Source organism: Pseudomonas sp. HD6422 (genome assembly GCF_025377065.1).
GTDB classification, from domain to species: Bacteria; Pseudomonadota; Gammaproteobacteria; order Pseudomonadales; family Pseudomonadaceae; genus Aquipseudomonas; species Aquipseudomonas putida_U.
This window is the reverse complement of record NZ_JAHWIW010000017.1, coordinates 38,892-56,057: the sequence shown is the minus strand read 5'-3', so window position 1 is coordinate 56,057 and position 17,166 is coordinate 38,892. Positions and strand designations below refer to the sequence as shown.

General features: G+C 61.8%; 19 protein-coding genes. 13 read left to right on the top strand and 6 right to left on the bottom strand.

Annotated elements, in window-relative coordinates; translation table 11 throughout:
* Positions 1-204 precede the first annotated feature (204 nt).
* A complete protein-coding gene (locus KY379_RS14135) occupies positions 205-708 on the bottom strand; it encodes a hypothetical protein (RefSeq protein WP_215520959.1) in 504 nt (167 codons plus the stop codon).
* A 110-nt stretch (positions 709-818) separates the two neighbouring features.
* Between KY379_RS14135 and KY379_RS14130 the strand changes: the two genes are divergently transcribed.
* A complete protein-coding gene (locus tag KY379_RS14130; protein WP_261240514.1) occupies positions 819-1,532 on the top strand; it encodes a hypothetical protein in 714 nt (237 codons plus the stop codon).
* Between the two features lie 31 nt (positions 1,533-1,563).
* Here the strand turns inward: KY379_RS14130 and KY379_RS14125 are convergent, their stop codons facing one another.
* Positions 1,564-1,743 (bottom strand): hypothetical protein, encoded by a 180-nt coding sequence (locus KY379_RS14125; protein ID WP_261240513.1) that lies wholly within the window; start codon positions 1,741-1,743, stop codon positions 1,564-1,566.
* A 121-nt stretch (positions 1,744-1,864) separates the two neighbouring features.
* On the opposite strand from KY379_RS14125, the gene KY379_RS14120 reads away from it, so the two are divergent.
* Positions 1,865-3,808 carry a DNA cytosine methyltransferase gene (locus KY379_RS14120; RefSeq protein WP_261240512.1) on the top strand — a complete coding sequence of 648 codons (1,944 nt, stop codon included), beginning with the start codon at positions 1,865-1,867 and terminating at the stop codon, positions 3,806-3,808.
* Here KY379_RS14120 and KY379_RS14115 read toward each other — a convergent pair.
* Entirely contained in the window at positions 3,805-4,089 is a 285-nt protein-coding gene (locus KY379_RS14115; protein ID WP_261240511.1) for a hypothetical protein, read from the bottom strand. The genes KY379_RS14120 and KY379_RS14115 overlap by 4 nt on opposite strands.
* A gap of 99 nt (positions 4,090-4,188) precedes the next feature.
* On the opposite strand from KY379_RS14115, the gene KY379_RS14110 reads away from it, so the two are divergent.
* The 6 genes from KY379_RS14110 to KY379_RS14085 all read left to right on the top strand — a co-directional run bounded on the left by KY379_RS14110 (position 4,189) and on the right by KY379_RS14085 (position 6,825).
* Positions 4,189-5,040 (top strand): Lar family restriction alleviation protein, encoded by an 852-nt coding sequence (locus KY379_RS14110; protein ID WP_261240510.1) that lies wholly within the window; start codon positions 4,189-4,191, stop codon positions 5,038-5,040.
* Positions 5,037-5,333, top strand: a complete 297-nt coding sequence (locus tag KY379_RS14105; RefSeq protein WP_261240509.1) for a hypothetical protein — start codon at positions 5,037-5,039, stop codon at positions 5,331-5,333. The genes KY379_RS14110 and KY379_RS14105 overlap by 4 nt, the downstream gene beginning before the upstream one ends.
* A gap of 76 nt (positions 5,334-5,409) precedes the next feature.
* Positions 5,410-5,832, top strand: a complete 423-nt coding sequence (locus KY379_RS14100) for a hypothetical protein (protein WP_261240508.1) — start codon at positions 5,410-5,412, stop codon at positions 5,830-5,832.
* Complete coding sequence (locus KY379_RS14095) at positions 5,832-6,098, top strand: hypothetical protein (RefSeq protein WP_261240507.1); 267 nt, start codon at positions 5,832-5,834, stop codon at positions 6,096-6,098. The genes KY379_RS14100 and KY379_RS14095 overlap by 1 nt, the downstream gene beginning before the upstream one ends.
* Positions 6,095-6,418, top strand: coding sequence for a hypothetical protein (locus KY379_RS14090; RefSeq protein WP_261240506.1), 324 nt, complete (start codon positions 6,095-6,097; stop codon positions 6,416-6,418). Before KY379_RS14095 ends, KY379_RS14090 begins: the two co-directional genes overlap by 4 nt.
* Positions 6,415-6,825, top strand: a complete 411-nt coding sequence (locus KY379_RS14085; protein WP_261240505.1) for a DUF2591 domain-containing protein — start codon at positions 6,415-6,417, stop codon at positions 6,823-6,825. Before KY379_RS14090 ends, KY379_RS14085 begins: the two co-directional genes overlap by 4 nt.
* 382 nt (positions 6,826-7,207) lie before the next feature.
* Here KY379_RS14085 and KY379_RS14080 read toward each other — a convergent pair whose 3' ends face one another.
* Positions 7,208-7,462, bottom strand: coding sequence for a hypothetical protein (locus KY379_RS14080; protein ID WP_261240504.1), 255 nt, complete (start codon positions 7,460-7,462; stop codon positions 7,208-7,210).
* A 111-nt stretch (positions 7,463-7,573) separates the two neighbouring features.
* Between KY379_RS14080 and KY379_RS14075 the strand changes: the two genes are divergently transcribed.
* The 5 genes from KY379_RS14075 to KY379_RS14055 all read left to right on the top strand — a co-directional run bounded on the left by KY379_RS14075 (position 7,574) and on the right by KY379_RS14055 (position 11,700).
* Positions 7,574-8,125 carry a hypothetical protein gene (locus KY379_RS14075; protein ID WP_261240503.1) on the top strand — a complete coding sequence of 184 codons (552 nt, stop codon included), beginning with the start codon at positions 7,574-7,576 and terminating at the stop codon, positions 8,123-8,125.
* A gap of 37 nt (positions 8,126-8,162) precedes the next feature.
* Positions 8,163-8,405, top strand: coding sequence for an excisionase (locus tag KY379_RS14070; protein ID WP_261240502.1), 243 nt, complete (start codon positions 8,163-8,165; stop codon positions 8,403-8,405).
* Positions 8,386-9,492 (top strand): phage integrase Arm DNA-binding domain-containing protein, encoded by a 1,107-nt coding sequence (locus KY379_RS14065; protein ID WP_261240607.1) that lies wholly within the window; start codon positions 8,386-8,388, stop codon positions 9,490-9,492. Before KY379_RS14070 ends, KY379_RS14065 begins: the two co-directional genes overlap by 20 nt.
* A 184-nt stretch (positions 9,493-9,676) precedes the next feature.
* On the top strand, positions 9,677-10,417 hold the full coding sequence (locus tag KY379_RS14060) for a response regulator (protein WP_261240501.1): 741 nt from the start codon (positions 9,677-9,679) through the stop codon (positions 10,415-10,417).
* Entirely contained in the window at positions 10,414-11,700 is a 1,287-nt protein-coding gene (locus KY379_RS14055; protein WP_196172696.1) for a sensor histidine kinase, read from the top strand. The genes KY379_RS14060 and KY379_RS14055 overlap by 4 nt, the downstream gene beginning before the upstream one ends.
* Positions 11,701-11,802: 102 nt before the next feature.
* Here the strand turns inward: KY379_RS14055 and KY379_RS14050 are convergent, their stop codons facing one another.
* Entirely contained in the window at positions 11,803-12,357 is a 555-nt protein-coding gene (locus KY379_RS14050) for a DUF4174 domain-containing protein (RefSeq protein ID WP_133326939.1), read from the bottom strand.
* 215 nt (positions 12,358-12,572) lie between these two features.
* Positions 12,573-17,147: an NEL-type E3 ubiquitin ligase domain-containing protein gene (locus tag KY379_RS14045; protein WP_261240499.1), complete on the bottom strand. Its 4,575-nt coding sequence runs from the start codon at positions 17,145-17,147 to the stop codon at positions 12,573-12,575.
* Between the last annotated feature and the right edge of the window lie 19 nt (positions 17,148-17,166).

Sequence of the window (17,166 nt, the reverse complement as noted above, 5' to 3'; positions counted from 1 at the left end):
AGCGCACCACCTCACGGGGGCGTAACCATGCGCTATCAGCCGCCCACCCCGCCGCGTACTACCTCGGTCGCTCATGCCGCGACAACAGCCAGTCACGCGATGCCCAGCCATACGGATGGATGACGGTGGACTGCGGCTGGTGGCTTGCTGGTTGGCATGACCGAGATATGGAGCTTGTCCGCTGTCTGCCCACAAAAAAAATTGCTATCTCACTTCCGCAAAAATCGCAGCTACCAGCTCAAAGCTTTTCAGCAAATGCCGCCTCACATACAACCGATTGTCGCCATAATAAATAGCGATATCATCGTGGTAATCGGAACCGCGTTCGATGCCATTGATGTGAAAAGCTCCCGGTGCATAGCCGCCGATGACGCAGAAGGTAAACTTTCCAAAGTCAATCTTGTGCTCCCCGCTGCCGATGTGACATGCAGCATTCCGGCATGTCCGCACTAGGTCGGTCACATCCTTGATCTTTTCAGTTTCTCGCACATCGTCGCTGAAACTAACACGATGACCGTCCTGCGACGCTTTTGCCAATAAGTCGCTGAGGTTAATCAAAAGCAGGGTGATAGCTGACTCGAATAGCGCGCCTGAACTGTTCTGCTGCGAGATTATCCCGCTATTGAATATTTCCTGGCATCGAGAGATCGAGGAGCGAATGTCCGCGCTCCGCATCCACGTAGTCATGTTGCTGGTATCACCTGCCATACGCTAGCTCCTTTAGGTCCAATGCCGGTCACCCGTAATACCCCATCCAAAACCAAATTGCCACCATGCCGCATCCGGCCACGGAGGGCGGCGCATGCATGGAGAAAGCCATGAAAGACCAAGAACGCTCCGAACTCGCCGCCCGCGTCGCTGAGGACTTGGCCCAGCACCAATACACCCAGCTGGTGAATGAGAACGGCGTCGAGGTTTGGCGCTGCCAGCAGCCTGGCACCCGGGTCTACCACTTCGATATCTGCGTGACCGCCTACGGCATGTCGATGTTCGGCGACATCGGCGGGCTCATCTGGAATGTCGGCGCCAGCTACGGCATCAACTTCCTGCGCCATCAGAGCGACGGTTACCTCTACGAAAAGCTGGACGAATCCAGCAGGCGACAGGTGATCGACTTCGACAGCGTCCGCGACACGGTCTGCACCTGCATCGTCGGCCGGATCGAGGAGGAGTTCGGCGCCGACCAGATCCCCGCGTGGATGGCTGGTATCCCCGACCAGGGCGCTACGCTGGAGCAGGCTGAGCAGCTGGGTGAATGGTTGCGCGAGCGCGACGAGTCCGATGATGATCGGCTGCCGTTCAGCGACCTGGCTGACGTGATTGAAGAAGTCGAGACCTTCGCAGAGGGCCGGGACGCAGAGATCGTGTTGGCCTACGACTTTCTTCATAACAACGAGTCGCTGATCGGCGGAAGCGATCTGTGGGAGACCACAATCAGCAGGCCGTGCCCGAAGGTAATGGCGAGCCTGTACTACGTCCGCCACGCTGCCAGCGCCATCATGGCGATCAAAGAGCAGGCCGCGGCCGCCTGACCCTCCGCCGCTGCCAGCCAGCGCCTTCCCCCTATCCAACAACAGGGTCGGCGCCCAGGCCTCTTCGGTACCGAGCAATCTCGATGATCTGGCGCAGACAGATGACCATGTCTTTCTTCATCTGGTCGTCCGGCAGACCGATCTTTTTCAGCATTGCCTGGGCTTCTTCCTCAATCGAGGCAAGGGCCTCGGTATCGCTTTTCAGTGTCATGGCGACCTCCACCAGGTCGAGTCAGCTATGAACTGATAGCTCACCAGAACACTGCGCGCCAGCTACGGCGCCTTCCCCTCTCAAACGATAACGAATCACGCCACCCAGGCGAGGACCGCCCATGTCTGCATTTCAGAAAAAGAACCCCCTCGACTTCAAAACTCAGTACGGCCTTGGCTTCGACCCTCAGGACGATGAGATCGTGGTCGACTTCTTCTGCGGTGGCGGCGGCGCCGGTACCGGGCTGGAAATGGGCCTGGGCCGACCGGTGACCGTGGCCAAGAACCACAGCCCTGCTGCCATCAGCATGCACACCGCCAACCACCCAGCGGCGCGCCATTTCACCACCGACGTTTTCGAGGGCGACCCTGACGAAGAATGCCAGGGCCGTGCCGTGGGCTGGTTTCACATGAGTCCGGACTGCACGCACCACAGCCAGGCCGCCGGCGGCCAGCCGCGCAAGCGCGAGATCCGCAACCTGTCGTGGATCGGCTTGAAGTGGGCGGGCAAGAAGAAGCCTCGGGTCGTCAGCCTGGAGAACGTGAAGCAGATTTTGCAGTGGGGCCCGCTGATCGCCAAGCGCGACAAGGCCACCGGGCGAGTCATGAAACTGGATGGGTCCGTGGGGGCTGTCGGCGAGCGCGTGCCGGTGCAGCAGCAGTTCCTGGTGCCTGACCCCAAGCGCCGCGGTACCACCTGGCGCCGCTTCGTGCAGCTGCTGGAAGACATGGGCTACCAGGTGGAATGGCGCGTGATCAAGGCCTGCGACTTCGGCGCCCCGACCAGCCGCGAGCGCCTGTTCATGATCGCCCGCTGCGACGGACAGCCCATCGTGTGGCCAGAGCCGACCCACGCCAAGAACCCCGCCAAGGGTCAGCAGAAGTGGCGCACCGCAGCCGACTGCATCGACTGGAGCGTGCCGAGCAAGAGCATCTTCGGGCGCAAGAAGGAGCTGGCCGACGCCACGCTGCGCCGGGTGGCCAAGGGCATGAAGAAATTCGTGCTGGATAACCCCCAGCCGTTCATCGTGCCGATCGCGAACTGGTCGGGTGAGCTGGCCCAGTCAGCCGATGAGCCGCTGCGCACCGTCACTTCTTGGCCCCGCGGCGGATCATTCGCCATGGCCAGTCCAACCTTGGTGCAGACCGGATACGGAGAACGTACCGGCCAGCAGCCCCGTGTGCCTGGTCTGGATCAGCCACTTGGCACCGTCGTTGCCGGAGGGGTTAAACATGCCTTGGCAGCAGCGCACCTGGTCAAGTTCCGGTTCAACAGTGACGGCTCTCCCGTAACAGACCCCGTGCCGACCATCACCAGCGGAGGCAACTACAAGCGCCCGGCCGGCGCAGCGCATGCAATGGGCGTGTGCACCGCCTTCATCGAGCAGGCCAACGGCGGCTTCAACGCCACGCCAGCCCGCGGCATGGTCGACCCCATGAGCACGGTCACCAACACCGGCAGCCAGCAGCGTCTGGTGACGGCGCACCTCGCAACGCTGCGCAATGGCAGCACCGGACAGCAGGTAGGCGATCCTCTCGGCACCGTGACTGCAGGCGAGCATCATGCACTGGTGGGGGCAAACCTGCTGCATCTGCGCGGCAACTGCGACGCCCGCGCCATCGACGAGCCGCTGCACACCGTCAGCGCAGGCGGCACACACCACGGCCTGGTCGAGTATAAGCTGTCGCCAGAACATGAGGCCGGCGCCCTGCGCGTCGCGGCATTCCTGATCAGCTACTACGGCACCGAAAACACCAGCGCAGCAGACGCGCCAGCACCGACCGTAACCACCAAGGACCGCTTGGGCTTGGTCACGGTCTTCGTGAAGAGCACCCCGTATGTGATCGTCGACATCTGCCTGCGCATGCTGCAGCCGCACGAGCTCTACCGCGCCCAGGGCTTCCCGGCCAGCTACATCATAGACAAGGGCGCAGACGGCAAGCCGTTCACCAAGACCGAGCAGGTGCACATGTGCGGCAACAGCGTCAGCCCGCCGCCAATGGCAGCCTTAGCGCGAGCCAACGACCCATGGAAAGTAGCTGCCAGCCAGTCGAAGGCTGCTTAATCGTCATCATCTTGTTGGCAGGCATAACACTCTGGCATGCACGAATCGACGGCAGCCTTGATAGCGTCAGTCATTTCCCGGCGATCGTCGAAAATGCCATCAAGCTCTCCTTTTGAGAACAGCGAATTTCCGAGCATGTAGGCAGGCTGAATGTCATCGCCGTCATGAGAGTAGACGGCGTGGTTTTCGCAGTAGTCAAGAACACCGGCGCTCTTTGCAATTCGGAGAGCGGCCGTCTCTTGGTCCTCCGCCTTCATCATTGCGTGCTTCTGTTGACCCATGAGAACACCCCCAAAGTGAAAGGGCCGCTGGCAACGGCCTAACCACTTAAGACTAGACCAAAAAAAGCGACTCACATGCAGTCGCCCCGAGGTATCCCCATGCCCACAGAAAACCGATCCAGCAATACAGAGATTGCCGCAAAGCTGAGCCCGTGCCCTTTCTGCGGCCAGCAAGACGCCTTCGTCGAGCAACTCGATAGCGATGCCTCTGTCGTCATCTGCCAAGGCCGAATTGATGAGTACTCTGCCTGCCTTGCTCGCGGGCCAGTAGGAGTCCAGCAGCAAGAAAGCGAGGACCAGCCTGGCCATGACCAGGCAGTGAAAGAGTGGAATAAGCGCGCTGCTGCACAGAACCACCCCGAGCCAATAGCCTGGATGGTTGGTACTGCCTTCTGGTGGACCAAAGAAGAGGCAGAGAGGGATGCGGCGGAGACTGGCAAGACCATCACACCGATTGGGCCGATGTCCGGTATCGCGCCTGCCGAAGAGCACCAGGGCGAGCCGGCGGCGCTGCCTGAGCGCAAAGCTATAACTGCGCATGGACTGACGGCCCTTGATAGCGAGGCTGAAGGCTGGAACGCCTGCCTGGACGAAATCGCCAAGTTGGGGCCGCGATACACACACCCTGTGCGGGGCGAGCCGGTGGGTTATATGAATCAGGCATCCATCGACGCCATTCGATCACACGGTCAAGCGCTGATAATGGTCGGCGTGAATGGATTCCCGCCTGGGGATAAGGCGATTCCTCTCTACACCCACGCCGATCCTGGCGAGGTTGAGCGGCTGCGCGCTGCCCTTAGGTTCTACGCCGACCGCGAGCATTACCATTTCGAGAGTGGTAACTGGGACACCGTAAGCGGCGAGCCGCTGAACATTCTCTGGTGCGGTGAAGAGCCGGACTTCATCGAGGATGGCTCAGTTGCCCGCGCCGCTCTGGAGCGCAAGCTATGACGCATACCTGCTACCGCCGAGACCCGAAGATCAATGCCGTTACTGACCTGGTCAGCGACGAGCAAATGCAGAACTGCTTCGTCGGAACGAACTTCGGCCATGACGACCACCGCGGGCTGCTGGCTCAAGGTTACCTCAAGGCTCTGGCCGGCTGGCACCAGGGCCACACCATCACCTGCATCCTCGAAGAGCTCCGGCTTATCAGCTGGAACAGGCAGAAGGACAAAATCAAGATCAGCGCCAAGGGCCGGCACTACATCTGGTTAGCTTTCAAGAGCCGTCCTGGCGCGTAGAGCACATTTGTACTCCACTCCTCTGTAACCCCTCTCCCCTCTATTCACTGCCGCGATATGGCAGAAGGACGAAGTCATGTCTGAAGGAAAGCAACAAGCCTGGCCGGACCACTTCCGCTACATCGATTCCATCGGCCCCGAAGGCGTCACAATCGTGTGTCGGCGCTACGTCGTGATCCGCGAAAGCGAGCATTGCTACTGGCTTGTGCCCGAAGGCAGCGAGGGCTATGCCATGGCGCGCCAGGAAGCCACCGGGAAGGTCTCGGGCAACGCCAAGCGCGTATCGAAAGACTCCTGGCGCCGGTTCGCCTACCCAGGCAAAGAGGAGGCGCTGCGCAGCTACAAGGCCCGCAAACGCCATCAGCTGAGCCATGCCGAGCTGTCTCTGGAGCGCGCTAAGGCCGCTCTGGCAGATATCAAGGATCTGGAAGCGATCAACGACGAGCACCTGTGCGCCGGCGGTGATTACATCAAAGAGCTCAACTGGGTGGACTGCTGATGACCCGCCTCGCCCTCTGCCTCCTGCTGCTGGCCACCGGCGCCAGCGCAGAACAACTGAGCGACGACATCGAGGTCGTCCGGGACCAGGAGCGCGGCGTGACCTGCTACGCGTTCAAGCGCGGCTACGCCGGCGGCATCAGCTGCATCCCCGACAGCCAGCTGCAGGCCGGCAACCAGCGCCAGCTCTCCCCGCACGAAACACAACCCGAACCTACACCCGCACTGGCGCCTGGGCGCTGGATTGATGAGAGGTATCAGCTGTGAGCAAGAAGAAAACCCACTTCACCATCGTCTCCAGCGCCGAGTTGGAGGAATTGCGGCGGGACCGTGAGCGATTGAGCGCTCTGGAGTCGTGCTGCTGGGATGTGCGTTTCGAGAGCCATTCCAACGGAATGGACGGTGACTACAGCATCAGCATCGAGATCATCGGTCACTACGAGGGTAAGCCGCACGAGCGGGTCATGGGCGAGAACTACAACGAGAACCTGCGCGCCGCCATCGACCAAGCCCTGACTGCTGAAGCGTATCCGCCAGAGCGACCTGAGTACGACATCTACGGCAACCCTGAGCGGAGGCGAGCATGACCGACCTGATCGAAGTGAAGACGGCCGACCTGGCCGGCGAGGCGCTGGGGTGGGCTGTCGGCAAGGCCGAGGGCTTGGACGTGTTCCTGGCCCCGCCGCAGTACGGAAACCCCTGGCGGGTGTTCGCCCGCTACCAGGGCGAGGCCATCGAGCACACCAAGCGCTACAACCCGTGGGAAGACTGGGCGCTCGGCGGACCCTTGATTGATCGCATCGACCCGCATGAACAGCGATTCCCCAAAGTGCTAGGCGGTGGCCGGACTGCAGAAGTATGGATTGACCTCGGAAACGGCGACGCCAGCGTCGGATTTGCCCGGGGAGAGAGCCGCATTATCGCCGCCTGCCGTGCCTACGTCGCGGCCAAGATCGGCGATACCGCCCAGGTGCCGAGAGCGCTGATGCCATGAAGACCCTTTGCGAGATAATCGAGGCGGCGAAATCCGGCGATCGCCATCATCGAACGCACTGCACTGCGCGAACAGAGGGAAAAGCCATGATCCTTGCTTGGGATGGCCTGCTCCCAGCCAGAGTCGCGAGATGACAATGAGCTAAGAGAGGCCGAGCCAACTTGCTATTGCGGCGGCTAAAACTGCTGCGACCACACCCATGATCCAGCTGAAAGACTTTCCGAACATTTTCTTTACTGCAGGCTCTGACGGCCTATTGAACTCGGTTGCTTCAGCCGACTCACAATCAGTTGCCCTCAGACCTGAAAGCCCTTTGCCTTTTACCAGAGTCTCTCCGTCTGTCCTGCACCTTTCCAAATTAATGCCCTTGGAGTCTTCGAGGTCAAACATAGCCATTGATCGCTCTCCGAATTGCGGAAGACAAGTAACTTAATTTAGGAATGAAGTAATGCTGGATATTTTTGGCTGCAAGGTCGTTCACCCGTGCTCCCTTCAAAGCAGTGGCTGCAACTATGCGATTATTCTCGAATTGCAGACCAGTTGAATCGGTAGCATCAACCCCAACATCAAAACCCTCGATATTGCAGCCCGAGAGCCTGCAATCGTTGGTCCCTATCACTCGGATACCTACAACCATAGATCCACCTGCTCACTGGGTACTCGCAGGCAGATAACACCATTTCGATTCAGTAAATCAACTTCCCGTCACATTCCCCGCAGACATGAGCGGGCATGGAGAGCTATTGCCATGATCATCGACGACGTGATGACCGACAAGATTACGCTTCACGGCCTGGGCTTCGTCCAGGTTCAGCTGCAGGGCGAGCAGCGCCTACACGTGTGGCACCCAGAACTGCCCCGCCGCACCTGCTTCGAGCACTCGGCAATCCACGACCATCGCTTCAATTTCGTTTCGCGGATCTTGGTCGGCAAACAGATCAACCACTGCTACGACATGCGCCGGCTTGATGATGGCGAATTCGTTCTCTACCTGCATGAGGGGCCGCGTCAGACTGGCGGCGGTAGACCTTGGACGCCGGACGGCAGGGCCAACATGGTGCACCACTCGACTTGCACGATTGCAGCCGGCGACGTGTACACCACCAGGGCCTACGAGTACCACCGGACCGAGCCAGGCGGTGACGGCCGAGTTGCCACCATCATGCAGAAGCGCGGCGAGTACCCGGCCGGTGCCCACTCAACCTGCCGCTACGGCATCCAGCCTGACAGCGACTTCGACCGCTTCCAGTGGCCAGCTGCCAGGCTCTGGGAAGTCGTGCGCGATGTGCTTCTGGCCTGACCATCAACCTGCCGCCACCGGCGGCGTGGAGACCATCATGTGCAAAGTCACACTCGACGAATGGGCGCACGATCACTTCAGAACGCCGCCCAGCAGCAACACCCTTCGCCGCTGGGCCCGCGAGGGCCTGATCACGCCAGCCCCTGTAAAGCACGGGCGCAGCTACTATGTTGAGGCTGACGCCTGCTACCGGGAGCCCGAGCCGCTGCCCCGCGCCCCTGTGGGCAGCTCCCTTGTAAATCGAATAGCGAGTGCACGATATGGCGCCCAGGCCGCGTAATCCTGGATCAAAGGACCTACCGCCCAACCTCTACAGAAAGACCGACAAGCGAAACGGGGTCACCTACTACACGTACCGCGACCCCGTGAGCAACCGCATGTTCGGCCTCGGCAGTGATAAGGCAAAAGCGATCGCGGAAGCGGTCGCAGCAAACATGGCCCTGCAAAAAGCTTTGCCCACTTTGGCCGCACGGATAGCGCCAGAACCAAAGGTCAAAGATAGAACGTTCCGCGATTGGATAGATGAGTATCGGCTGGTCCTGGTTGAGAGGGAGCTTTCGGACGCTACCATGCGTACCGTTGGCTACATTCTTGTCCGCTTGGTGAATGCTTTTGGCGACAAAGGCATGCGGTCAATTACCACCATGGATGTTGCTGATTACTTGTCGGAATTTGTCAAAGCCGGGAAGGCACAGATGGCGAAGGGTATGCGCTCTCAATTGAAGGATATCTTCATGGAGGCGATGGCAAGGGGATGGGTCGACAGAAACCCGGTTGATGCAACCCGATCGGCTAGGGTGAAGGTCAAGCGCCAGAGGCTGACCCTAGAGCTTTGGAAGGCGACTTACGAAGAGGCGAAGCACCCGTGGCTTAAACGAGCTATGGAACTTGCCATCCTCACCGGGCAGCGCCGGGAAGACATCATCTCTTTCGTGTTCAAGGATGAGGTGGACGGGTTTCTTCAAGTCGTCCAAGCGAAGACAGGAGCCAGGCTCAGGATTAGCACCAGCGTCACGCTGGAATGCGTCGGCCTGAACCTGGGTGAGGTGATACGACGTTGTCGTGACAGAGTTATCTCTAAAAACCTGATACACCACCATCGGACTGTCGCGCGGGCAAAGGCTGGAACTCCACTCATGCCGGATACCGTCAGCAAAGAGTTCGCTGCAGCTCGGGACCGCGCAGCCGCGAAGCTTAATCTAGACCTCGGCGAAAACCCGCCATCGTTCCATGAGCAGAGGTCGCTGGCTGCGCGACTGCATGAGGAAGAAGGCCGAGATCCACAGCGGCTGCTGGGTCACCGGACGGCCAGAATGACTGATGTGTACCTCGACAGTCGCGGCTCCGAGTGGATCAACGTTGCGTAGGTTTGTAATTTAGTTTTTGGGAAGTATTGGGGAGGTTTCGGGGATGATTAAAAATCCCTGTTAATTCATATAGTTAAATAATTCCCTGTTTATCAGGCAGATACACTGCAATACAAAGCCAGGCAGGCACGCCTACGAACGCTCGGTACACTGCGCCCTATCCACCCATACAGGAAGGCAACGAATGGAGCACGTCGATCACATCCTGATCGTCGACGACGATCGCGAAATCCGCGAGCTGGTCGGCAACTACCTGAAGAAGAACGGCCTGCGCACGAGTATCGTCGCCGACGGGCGACAGATGCGCGGGTTCCTCGAAGCCAACAGCGTCGATCTGATCGTCCTCGACATCATGATGCCGGGCGACGACGGCCTGCTCCTGTGTCGTGAGCTGCGTGCTGGCAAGCACCGCAACACACCCGTGCTGATGCTCACCGCGCGCAACGACGAAACCGACCGCATCATCGGCCTGGAAATGGGCGCCGACGACTACCTGACCAAGCCTTTCTCCGCCCGCGAACTGCTGGCCCGCATCAATGCCGTGCTGCGGCGCACCCGCATGTTGCCACCCAACCTGAGCATCAGCGAAAGCAGCCGCCTGCTGGGCTTCGGCCAATGGCGGCTGGATACCACTGCGCGTCACCTGCTCGACAGCGAAGGCACCCTGGTGGCGCTCAGCGGCGCCGAGTACCGCTTGCTGCGGGTATTCCTCGATCACCCCCAGCGAGTACTCAGCCGCGAGCAACTGCTCAACCTGACCCAGGGCCGCGAGGCGGACATCTTCGACCGCTCCATCGACCTGCTGGTCAGCCGCTTGCGCCAGCGCCTGGGAGATGACGCCCGCGAACCTGCCTGCATCAAGACTGTGCGCAGCGAGGGCTACGTGTTCTCGCTCCCGGTGCAATTGCTCGAGTCGCCCTCATGAAGTGGCCGTCTACCCTCGCTTCGCGCCTGGCCCTGATCTTCTTCACCGGGCTGGTGCTCGCCTATGGGTTGTCCTTCAGCCTGCAAGCCTACGAGCGCTATGTCAGCAGCCGTTCGATGATGCTCAACAACCTGGAGCAGGATGTGGCGACCTCGGTGGCGATCCTCGACCGCTTGCCAGCCGCCGAACGTGCGGCCTGGTTGCCGCGCCTGGAGCGGCGTAGCTATCGCTACCGGCTGGACGAAGGACTGTCAGGCGATGCGATGTCCAGCGAAACGCCTCCCATGGCCGCCGCCTCGATCGTCAAGGCGATCGGCAAGGACTACCGCCTGACGGTCGAGGAGATCCCTGGCCCCAACACACATTTCCAGGTCCACATGCACCTGGCCGACGGCGCTCCTCTGACCATCGACGTGACCCCCATGGGAGTACCGACAGCGCGCTGGCTGCCATTGGTGCTGTTGATTCAGCTCATGGTCCTGTTGCTGTGCACCTGGCTTGCGGTGCGTCTGGCCATACGTCCACTGACGCGCCTGTCACAGGCCGTCGACGATCTCGACCCAGACAAGCCCGGCGTGCAACTGGATGAAAGCGGGCCCCGCGAGGTGCGCTACGCGGCGGTCGCGTTCAACGCCTTGCAGGCGCGCATCGCAGCCTACCTCAAAGAACGCATGCAGTTGCTGGCGGCGATCTCCCATGACCTGCAGACCCCGATCACACGCATGAAACTGCGCGTCGAGGTCATGGACGATGGTCCGGACAAGGACAAACTGTGCAACGACCTGGATGCCATGGAACACCTGGTGCGTGAAGGCGTGGCCTATGCCCGGAGCATGGACATCAACACCGAGGCGCCCTGCCGCATCAACCTCGATGCGTTCCTCGACAGCCTGGTGTTCGACTACCAGGACAGTGGCGCCCAGGTCGAGCGTCTTGGCAGCAGCGCCAGCTCGCTCGAAACCCGCCCGCACGCTCTGCGCCGGGTCCTGGTGAACCTGTTGGACAACGCCCTGAAGTTCGCCGGCGCCGCGCAGCTGGAGGTGGCAAATGAACGAGGCCGCACGGTGATCCGCATTCTCGACCAAGGGCCAGGCATTCCCGACGTCGAACTGGCGGACGTGATCAAGCCGTTCTACCGAGTGGAAAGTTCACGCAACCGCAGTACCGGTGGCACCGGCCTGGGCCTGGCCATCGCTCAGCAGTTGACCCAGGCGCTAGGCGGCCACCTGACCCTGAGCAATCGCGCCACAGGCGGGTTGTGCGCACAGATCGAACTGCCCTGACCACCCCTGCAGCGCCGCCAAGCGATGCTGCACGTGGCATGCGCTGGAGAGTTGCGGAGTCGCTCACGGCCCAAACTCGATCGAGTTGTTCTCAGCGACGGATCAGTCTTCGAGCGGCTTGGGCGGCGCTGCCGGTTTAGCAGGTTTGCCTGGCTTGCTTTCCTTGGCCTTGGGCTCGGGCGTCGCCGCCGACACAGGCTCGGCCGCCGTCACCGCCTTTTCGCTGGCAGGCAGCTCGTCCACCGCCTTGAAGATCACCTGTGGGTCGATCTTCTCGCCGCTGTCGTCATCCTTGAGCACGTGCCGCTCGCCATCCTTGCCCACGAGAATGACCTTGGTGCCCTTGCTGGCACCGAGCTTGAGCTCGCGGATCAAGGCCATGGTGGTCTGCTGTTCGAGGTTCTTGTCCTCACGCTTGCCAACCATTTTCGCCACGCTGAACAACACCAGATCGCGCTCTTTGAAACCGGCCTGGACGGTCGGGTCCTTCAGTGCCTCTTCCAGTCCACGCAGGGTAGGGTCGGCAGTACTGGGGGCGATCACCACCAAGGGCCTGGACCTGCCCTGCTCCTTGGCCAGCGGTGCATCACTGTCGGCAGCGAACAACGGCCCCGCGACGGCGAACAAAGTAGCAAGGGTCAGTGACCGAACGAGCATGCGCATCTCCTTATTGTTCAATGAAACCTAAGACTGCGGATCAGGGAGAAAGATCCGGGCTGCGAGCCTAATGCACCCGAGCGTTTCGCGCTCGGGTTAACAGTAACATACCGTTTCCTGGCATTTCCGGATTCGGCCTACAGCACTTAGGGAATGGCCCTACCGCCTGCCTTGAGCATAGCCGATGCACAGATGATGGCGTCGGGCCGCCCTGATCACGACGTCGAAGGTCCAGGCAAATCGCCGATGACTTGCCGGGTCAGACGCAGCATCAACGCCCGTCGCGCCACATCACGCTCAGTGCCAACCCGGTTCATTTCGCTCAGGTAGTCGCCCTCCGGCATGGTAGGCGCGGCCGTCATCAACGCGTCGACCCGTGCATGGAACGCGGCGTCCACCGATTCGAACCGATCGCCGTTGGCCCGTACCAGGTACTCCTGCCAGAAGTCCCGGTCGACCAGCGCCTGACTCAGACGCTCTGGGGTTTCCAAGACCAGTACCTCGTCGCGGGCATGATCGATGTGCTCCTGGTCCAGACCCGCGACTTCGGCGAACAACATGTCGGTAGGCTGTGCCGGCAGATCCAACACTTCCCGCAACCCCACACGGTAAGCGAGCACCACTTCGATCTGGTCCGGATCGGCGCCACCTGCGCGGCGCGCCTCATAGTCACGCTGGGCGATGCGGTCGACCTCATCGAGGCGCCACAGCTGCCTCCCCAGGCGTAGCAGCGCCGCTTCCTCGCCATCTCCACCGACCGCGGTACGCGCCTGCCAGACCAGCATGCGCAGCTCCAGGCCACTGAACGCCAGGGCCGCACTGTCCTGGCAGGTGACCGGCAAACTGGCCTGGGCAAACAGTTCCAAGCGCAGCGACTCGTGCTCGCACATCGTCCTGAGCATGGCGAACACGCGCCCTGCCAGCACCACCGGCCGTTGTTGGAAATCGGCGGTCTGCAACAATCGAGTCAACGCGCGGAAGAAGTCCTGGCTACCATCGTAAACCTCCAACTCGTCCCACATGGATGAATACAGCGTCCGCTGAAGCGTGTCGGCTGCGTCCAGCCAATGCTGCCGGGCACTGCTCTGGTCGATGTTCTCGGCCTGGATATCTGCCGACCAGCCGTGGTACTGCATGAACACGCTCAAGCGCTGTTGGTCGGACTCGGACAACAGGTTCCCGTCCAGCCGGATACTGGCACTGACCCAGGCCGGCGCCAGGAAGAACCGTTGCGGCAAGCGGCGGATCCGGTTGTCCCGCAGGTCGGCAACGGTGAGGTCCAGACGCGTCAGCAACCCCATGGGCAGCTCTTCGATGCCGGTTGCGCGCAAGTGCAGGCGACGCAGGCGCGGCATGCCACTGACCGAGAACGCTTGCCCCAAGGGATTGTGCGACAGGTTGATGTATTCCAGCTGATGCAGGCGCGCGAGCATCCTGCTCTGCAAGGTGTCCATCACGATCTGGTTGTCGAACAGGTCCAGTTCGCGAAGCGCGGGCAGGCGCGTCAAAGCGGAAGGAATTCGCGTCAAGCCGTTGCTGGCCAACTCCAGCGTACGCACAGCGGGAAACGCCCGGAGGAAACCGGCAGGCACATCGCTGATACCGATCGACATCAACGAAAGCTCGCGCACATGGCTAAAGTTGATCTGGTCCGGCAGGTCAGGCAGACCGTTCAGTTCCAGGTGGCGGATGGTCAGGCGATAGGCGTCTGGCAAATCGACATTGGCCCTGATGGCGCGACGCTGCCAGCACGCCCGCAGACCTGCCGCGAGTTCGCGCCGGTCCGCCCGTTGCCGGCGATTGCTGGCCAAGCGACTCCAAGCCTGCAAGTAGCCATCGAGCGCCTCCAGTTCAGCGCCGAGGCGAGCGAGCTCCGTCTCGACGTTACGCCCAGCCTGGCTTACCCGGGCCAGCCAGTTCTCGACCTGATGATCATCGAACGTCGGATACAGGGCACGAACCAGCGCATACAATGCACGCGGTCGGTCGCGCAGGCCGCCCCGACCGCTCAAGGGATAGCCCAAGCGCCCGTCCGCCAAACGCTGCGGGGCGTTGAACCATGAGTCCGTACGCCCACTCTCGAACAAGCTGGCCAAGCGAGCTCGGCGTTGCCCGGCCATCCCGCCCAGCAGCGCGCGCAGGCTGGCCGCCGCGGGGTGGGCCAAACCGATGGACTGGCGCTGGTGATGATCGAAGGCAGTCACCAGTACTTCGAACAATTCGCCCGGCCCTGCCACCACACGCTGCTGCTCCATGAGCAGGAAAGCGCCGTTGTTGTGCACCAGTTCGAGCACGCGCTGCGCATCCGGGCTACCGACGCTCAGCAACAGCGGCCCCTGCCGCGACGCCTCCATCAGCCGCCAGCGTATGCTGACGGGGGCACCCGGCAAGTCTTCGAGCAGGCTCAGGGTGATCCGCGCCAGGTCCGCATTTTGTGGGGCGTCCAGGTACAACCCTTCCAACCCCCTGATCAGGCGTATCCCGCGCACGCTATCACGTGAAGCCTGCGCCAACCGTAACGGTACACGTCCCTGCTCGACGACAGCCTGTCGCTCGCCCGGCGTGGCCGCTTGCAGCAATGCCCTGGCAGCGCGCACATGCAGGCTCGGGAACATGCGACGCAAGGTCGCCACCGAGGCTTCATCGTCTTGCTGCTGGGCAACATAGAGCGCCTGAAACAAGGCCTCACGACGCAGCTCGGCCAGTTCGGCCAGTGTCTGGTCACTGCGCAGCACGCCATCGCTCATGGCCAACAACTGCTGCATGGCCTGGCGATCGGTGCTCACCCCGCCGTGGTGCAGGGCCTCGATCAATTGGCCGATCCGCTTGTCGATGAGGAACCGGCTGACGCTGTCGAGCAGCTCGGCAGTCGGCGCTTCCCCGTGGACATGCAAGGCACGCAATCGATCGGCATCGAGATCGTGAATGAACAGCAGCAGGTCGACCTGTCGATCGTCCACCTCGGCAAATGCGCCGCCCAGGCGGCGAAACATTCGGGGAACCTGCTCCCAATCGCCCGGGTGATCGGACCACAACCGCCAGGCACCCGCGCCATTGTGGCAAAGGCCAGGAGCGTGCCCTGCCTGGGCACGCAGTTGCCATTGACCATCGACGGCACGTTGCTCGACGGCATAGTGATGCCCGTCCATCTCGACCCATGCCTGGTCTCCCGCCCGGTACACACCGGCCTCGTCACGGATGGCTTCGGTCGGGGGTGCCGCAACGCGAAACGGGCTCAGGTCGGGCTGCCATAACTTGCGCACGCCATCGTCGAGTTGCGTCGGCACCATGCTGTCTACCCAACTCGATCGCAACCAGGCTGCCCGGGCCACGGCGACCGCCGCACCGGTGGCTGCCACGGTGGCGACATCGATGGCCACATTCACCAAGTGTTCGAGGGCCTCTGCGCCATACCCATCGTGCCAAGCCTGGATGCCTTGGAACACTTCATCGAGCAACTGCCACGCGGTGTATGCCAGTAGCGCCAATCCCACACCAGGGATGAAGAAGCCGGCCAGGTTGATCAGCGCCCAGCCTTCGGCCAGCAGGCGCTGGTCATGGGCGTGCTGCACGGCCCTGTCCAGTTGGGCGACCGGCACGGCAATCATTGCCGCGTCGTCTTCGATCTGCCGGATGCGCGCCGTGCCCAGGGTGTCGAACCAAGGCGTCGGGCACTCGCGTAGTCGCTCCTGCAGGTTGATGTTGGCCAAGTCCGTGACGCCGTCATAACCTTCGACCACGGCAGTGAAAAAGGCCTGACTGCTACGTCGCCGCACGAACCGTGCGAAAAACCGCTGGTACTCGGCGGTGCGCAGACGCTTGCCCAGGGCGTTGGCGAAATGGCGCAGGTCCGGGTAGGCACGCCAGGGCGCTTGCGGGTCACCAGGAATGTGCACCAGCACCCGGTGCGAGGCGCTATGCAGGGGGCTGTACGTCTCATCCCGAGCATCGAGTACGAGAATCTGTTCGAGATGACAGCCAAGCAGGTCGAGCTGCTTGACCTCGACCCGGTGACCGTGCAGCTTCAGCGAGGTATGCAGCCCGCACAGGGCAACCAGCAGTGCATGTTCGTCAGCATCGACCTCGCCCTTGATCAGCGCCACATGGGCATCCGCCAGCATGGCGTAGCGATGGCCGCGGGCGAACAGCGAGGACACCGTCGGCTCAGCCCCAGACTCGTCACCATCGGCGTGACCGGTGGCTCGCAGCACCGAGGCCAGATGCTTCTGGTATGCCCCGCCGAGGTCCAGCTTGCGGCACACGGCGGCGAACTGAGTCGCGCTGGGCAACGCCCCGGCGGCAGGCTGATCGGATTCGCCCTGCTCGTCGCTGGACGGCTTCGGGGCGACCAGTCGGTTGCCGACCAACTGGCCGTTGGCCTGGCCCTCGGCCTCGGTGAAGTTGCGCAGCGCCGCCTCCAGCAGCGGCACCTCGGTATAGACCGGCACGGTGACCGGGTAGCCGATCGGTTGCGATGTCACCACCGGCTCCCGATGGCCCCAGCGCAGACGCAGCGTGGTGACATCGTGGCCACTGCCGAATGCCTGGTCCATGGCCAATTGCAGCCGTGGCCGAGCGAAGTCGGCGATATCCGTCACTCTGCCCAGCACGCCCCTGACGCGCTCATTGAAATACAAGCTCAGGCTCATCGCCTCGCCCAGCGCACGTAGGTGCTGCACGCTGGCCGTGCGCAGCCAGTCAGGTAGCCGCTGGGCGATCAGCCAATCCTGGTAGGCCTCATGGAAGGTGGGTGGGTTGGAAGGGGTGTACTGCTGACCGTCGCTGCTCATCCTGGGGTTCCCTGCAAGA

Excerpts from the sequence above, each read along its gene's own strand:
- KY379_RS14135 (WP_215520959.1), bottom strand. The coding sequence starts at position 708 with ATGGCAGGTGATACCAGCAACATGACTACGTGGATGCGGAGCGCGGAC.
- KY379_RS14130 (WP_261240514.1), top strand. The coding sequence starts at position 819 with ATGAAAGACCAAGAACGCTCCGAACTCGCCGCCCGCGTCGCTGAGGAC.
- KY379_RS14125 (WP_261240513.1), bottom strand. The coding sequence starts at position 1,743 with ATGACACTGAAAAGCGATACCGAGGCCCTTGCCTCGATTGAGGAAGAA.
- KY379_RS14120 (WP_261240512.1), top strand. The coding sequence starts at position 1,865 with ATGTCTGCATTTCAGAAAAAGAACCCCCTCGACTTCAAAACTCAGTAC.
- KY379_RS14115 (WP_261240511.1), bottom strand. The coding sequence starts at position 4,089 with ATGGGTCAACAGAAGCACGCAATGATGAAGGCGGAGGACCAAGAGACG.
- KY379_RS14110 (WP_261240510.1), top strand. The coding sequence starts at position 4,189 with ATGCCCACAGAAAACCGATCCAGCAATACAGAGATTGCCGCAAAGCTG.
- KY379_RS14105 (WP_261240509.1), top strand. The coding sequence starts at position 5,037 with ATGACGCATACCTGCTACCGCCGAGACCCGAAGATCAATGCCGTTACT.
- KY379_RS14100 (WP_261240508.1), top strand. The coding sequence starts at position 5,410 with ATGTCTGAAGGAAAGCAACAAGCCTGGCCGGACCACTTCCGCTACATC.
- KY379_RS14095 (WP_261240507.1), top strand. The coding sequence starts at position 5,832 with ATGACCCGCCTCGCCCTCTGCCTCCTGCTGCTGGCCACCGGCGCCAGC.
- KY379_RS14085 (WP_261240505.1), top strand. The coding sequence starts at position 6,415 with ATGACCGACCTGATCGAAGTGAAGACGGCCGACCTGGCCGGCGAGGCG.
- KY379_RS14080 (WP_261240504.1), bottom strand. The coding sequence starts at position 7,462 with ATGGTTGTAGGTATCCGAGTGATAGGGACCAACGATTGCAGGCTCTCG.
- KY379_RS14075 (WP_261240503.1), top strand. The coding sequence starts at position 7,574 with ATGATCATCGACGACGTGATGACCGACAAGATTACGCTTCACGGCCTG.
- KY379_RS14070 (WP_261240502.1), top strand. The coding sequence starts at position 8,163 with ATGTGCAAAGTCACACTCGACGAATGGGCGCACGATCACTTCAGAACG.
- KY379_RS14065 (WP_261240607.1), top strand. The coding sequence starts at position 8,386 with ATGGCGCCCAGGCCGCGTAATCCTGGATCAAAGGACCTACCGCCCAAC.
- KY379_RS14060 (WP_261240501.1), top strand. The coding sequence starts at position 9,677 with ATGGAGCACGTCGATCACATCCTGATCGTCGACGACGATCGCGAAATC.
- KY379_RS14055 (WP_196172696.1), top strand. The coding sequence starts at position 10,414 with ATGAAGTGGCCGTCTACCCTCGCTTCGCGCCTGGCCCTGATCTTCTTC.
- KY379_RS14050 (WP_133326939.1), bottom strand. The coding sequence starts at position 12,357 with ATGCTCGTTCGGTCACTGACCCTTGCTACTTTGTTCGCCGTCGCGGGG.
- KY379_RS14045 (WP_261240499.1), bottom strand. The coding sequence starts at position 17,147 with ATGAGCAGCGACGGTCAGCAGTACACCCCTTCCAACCCACCCACCTTC.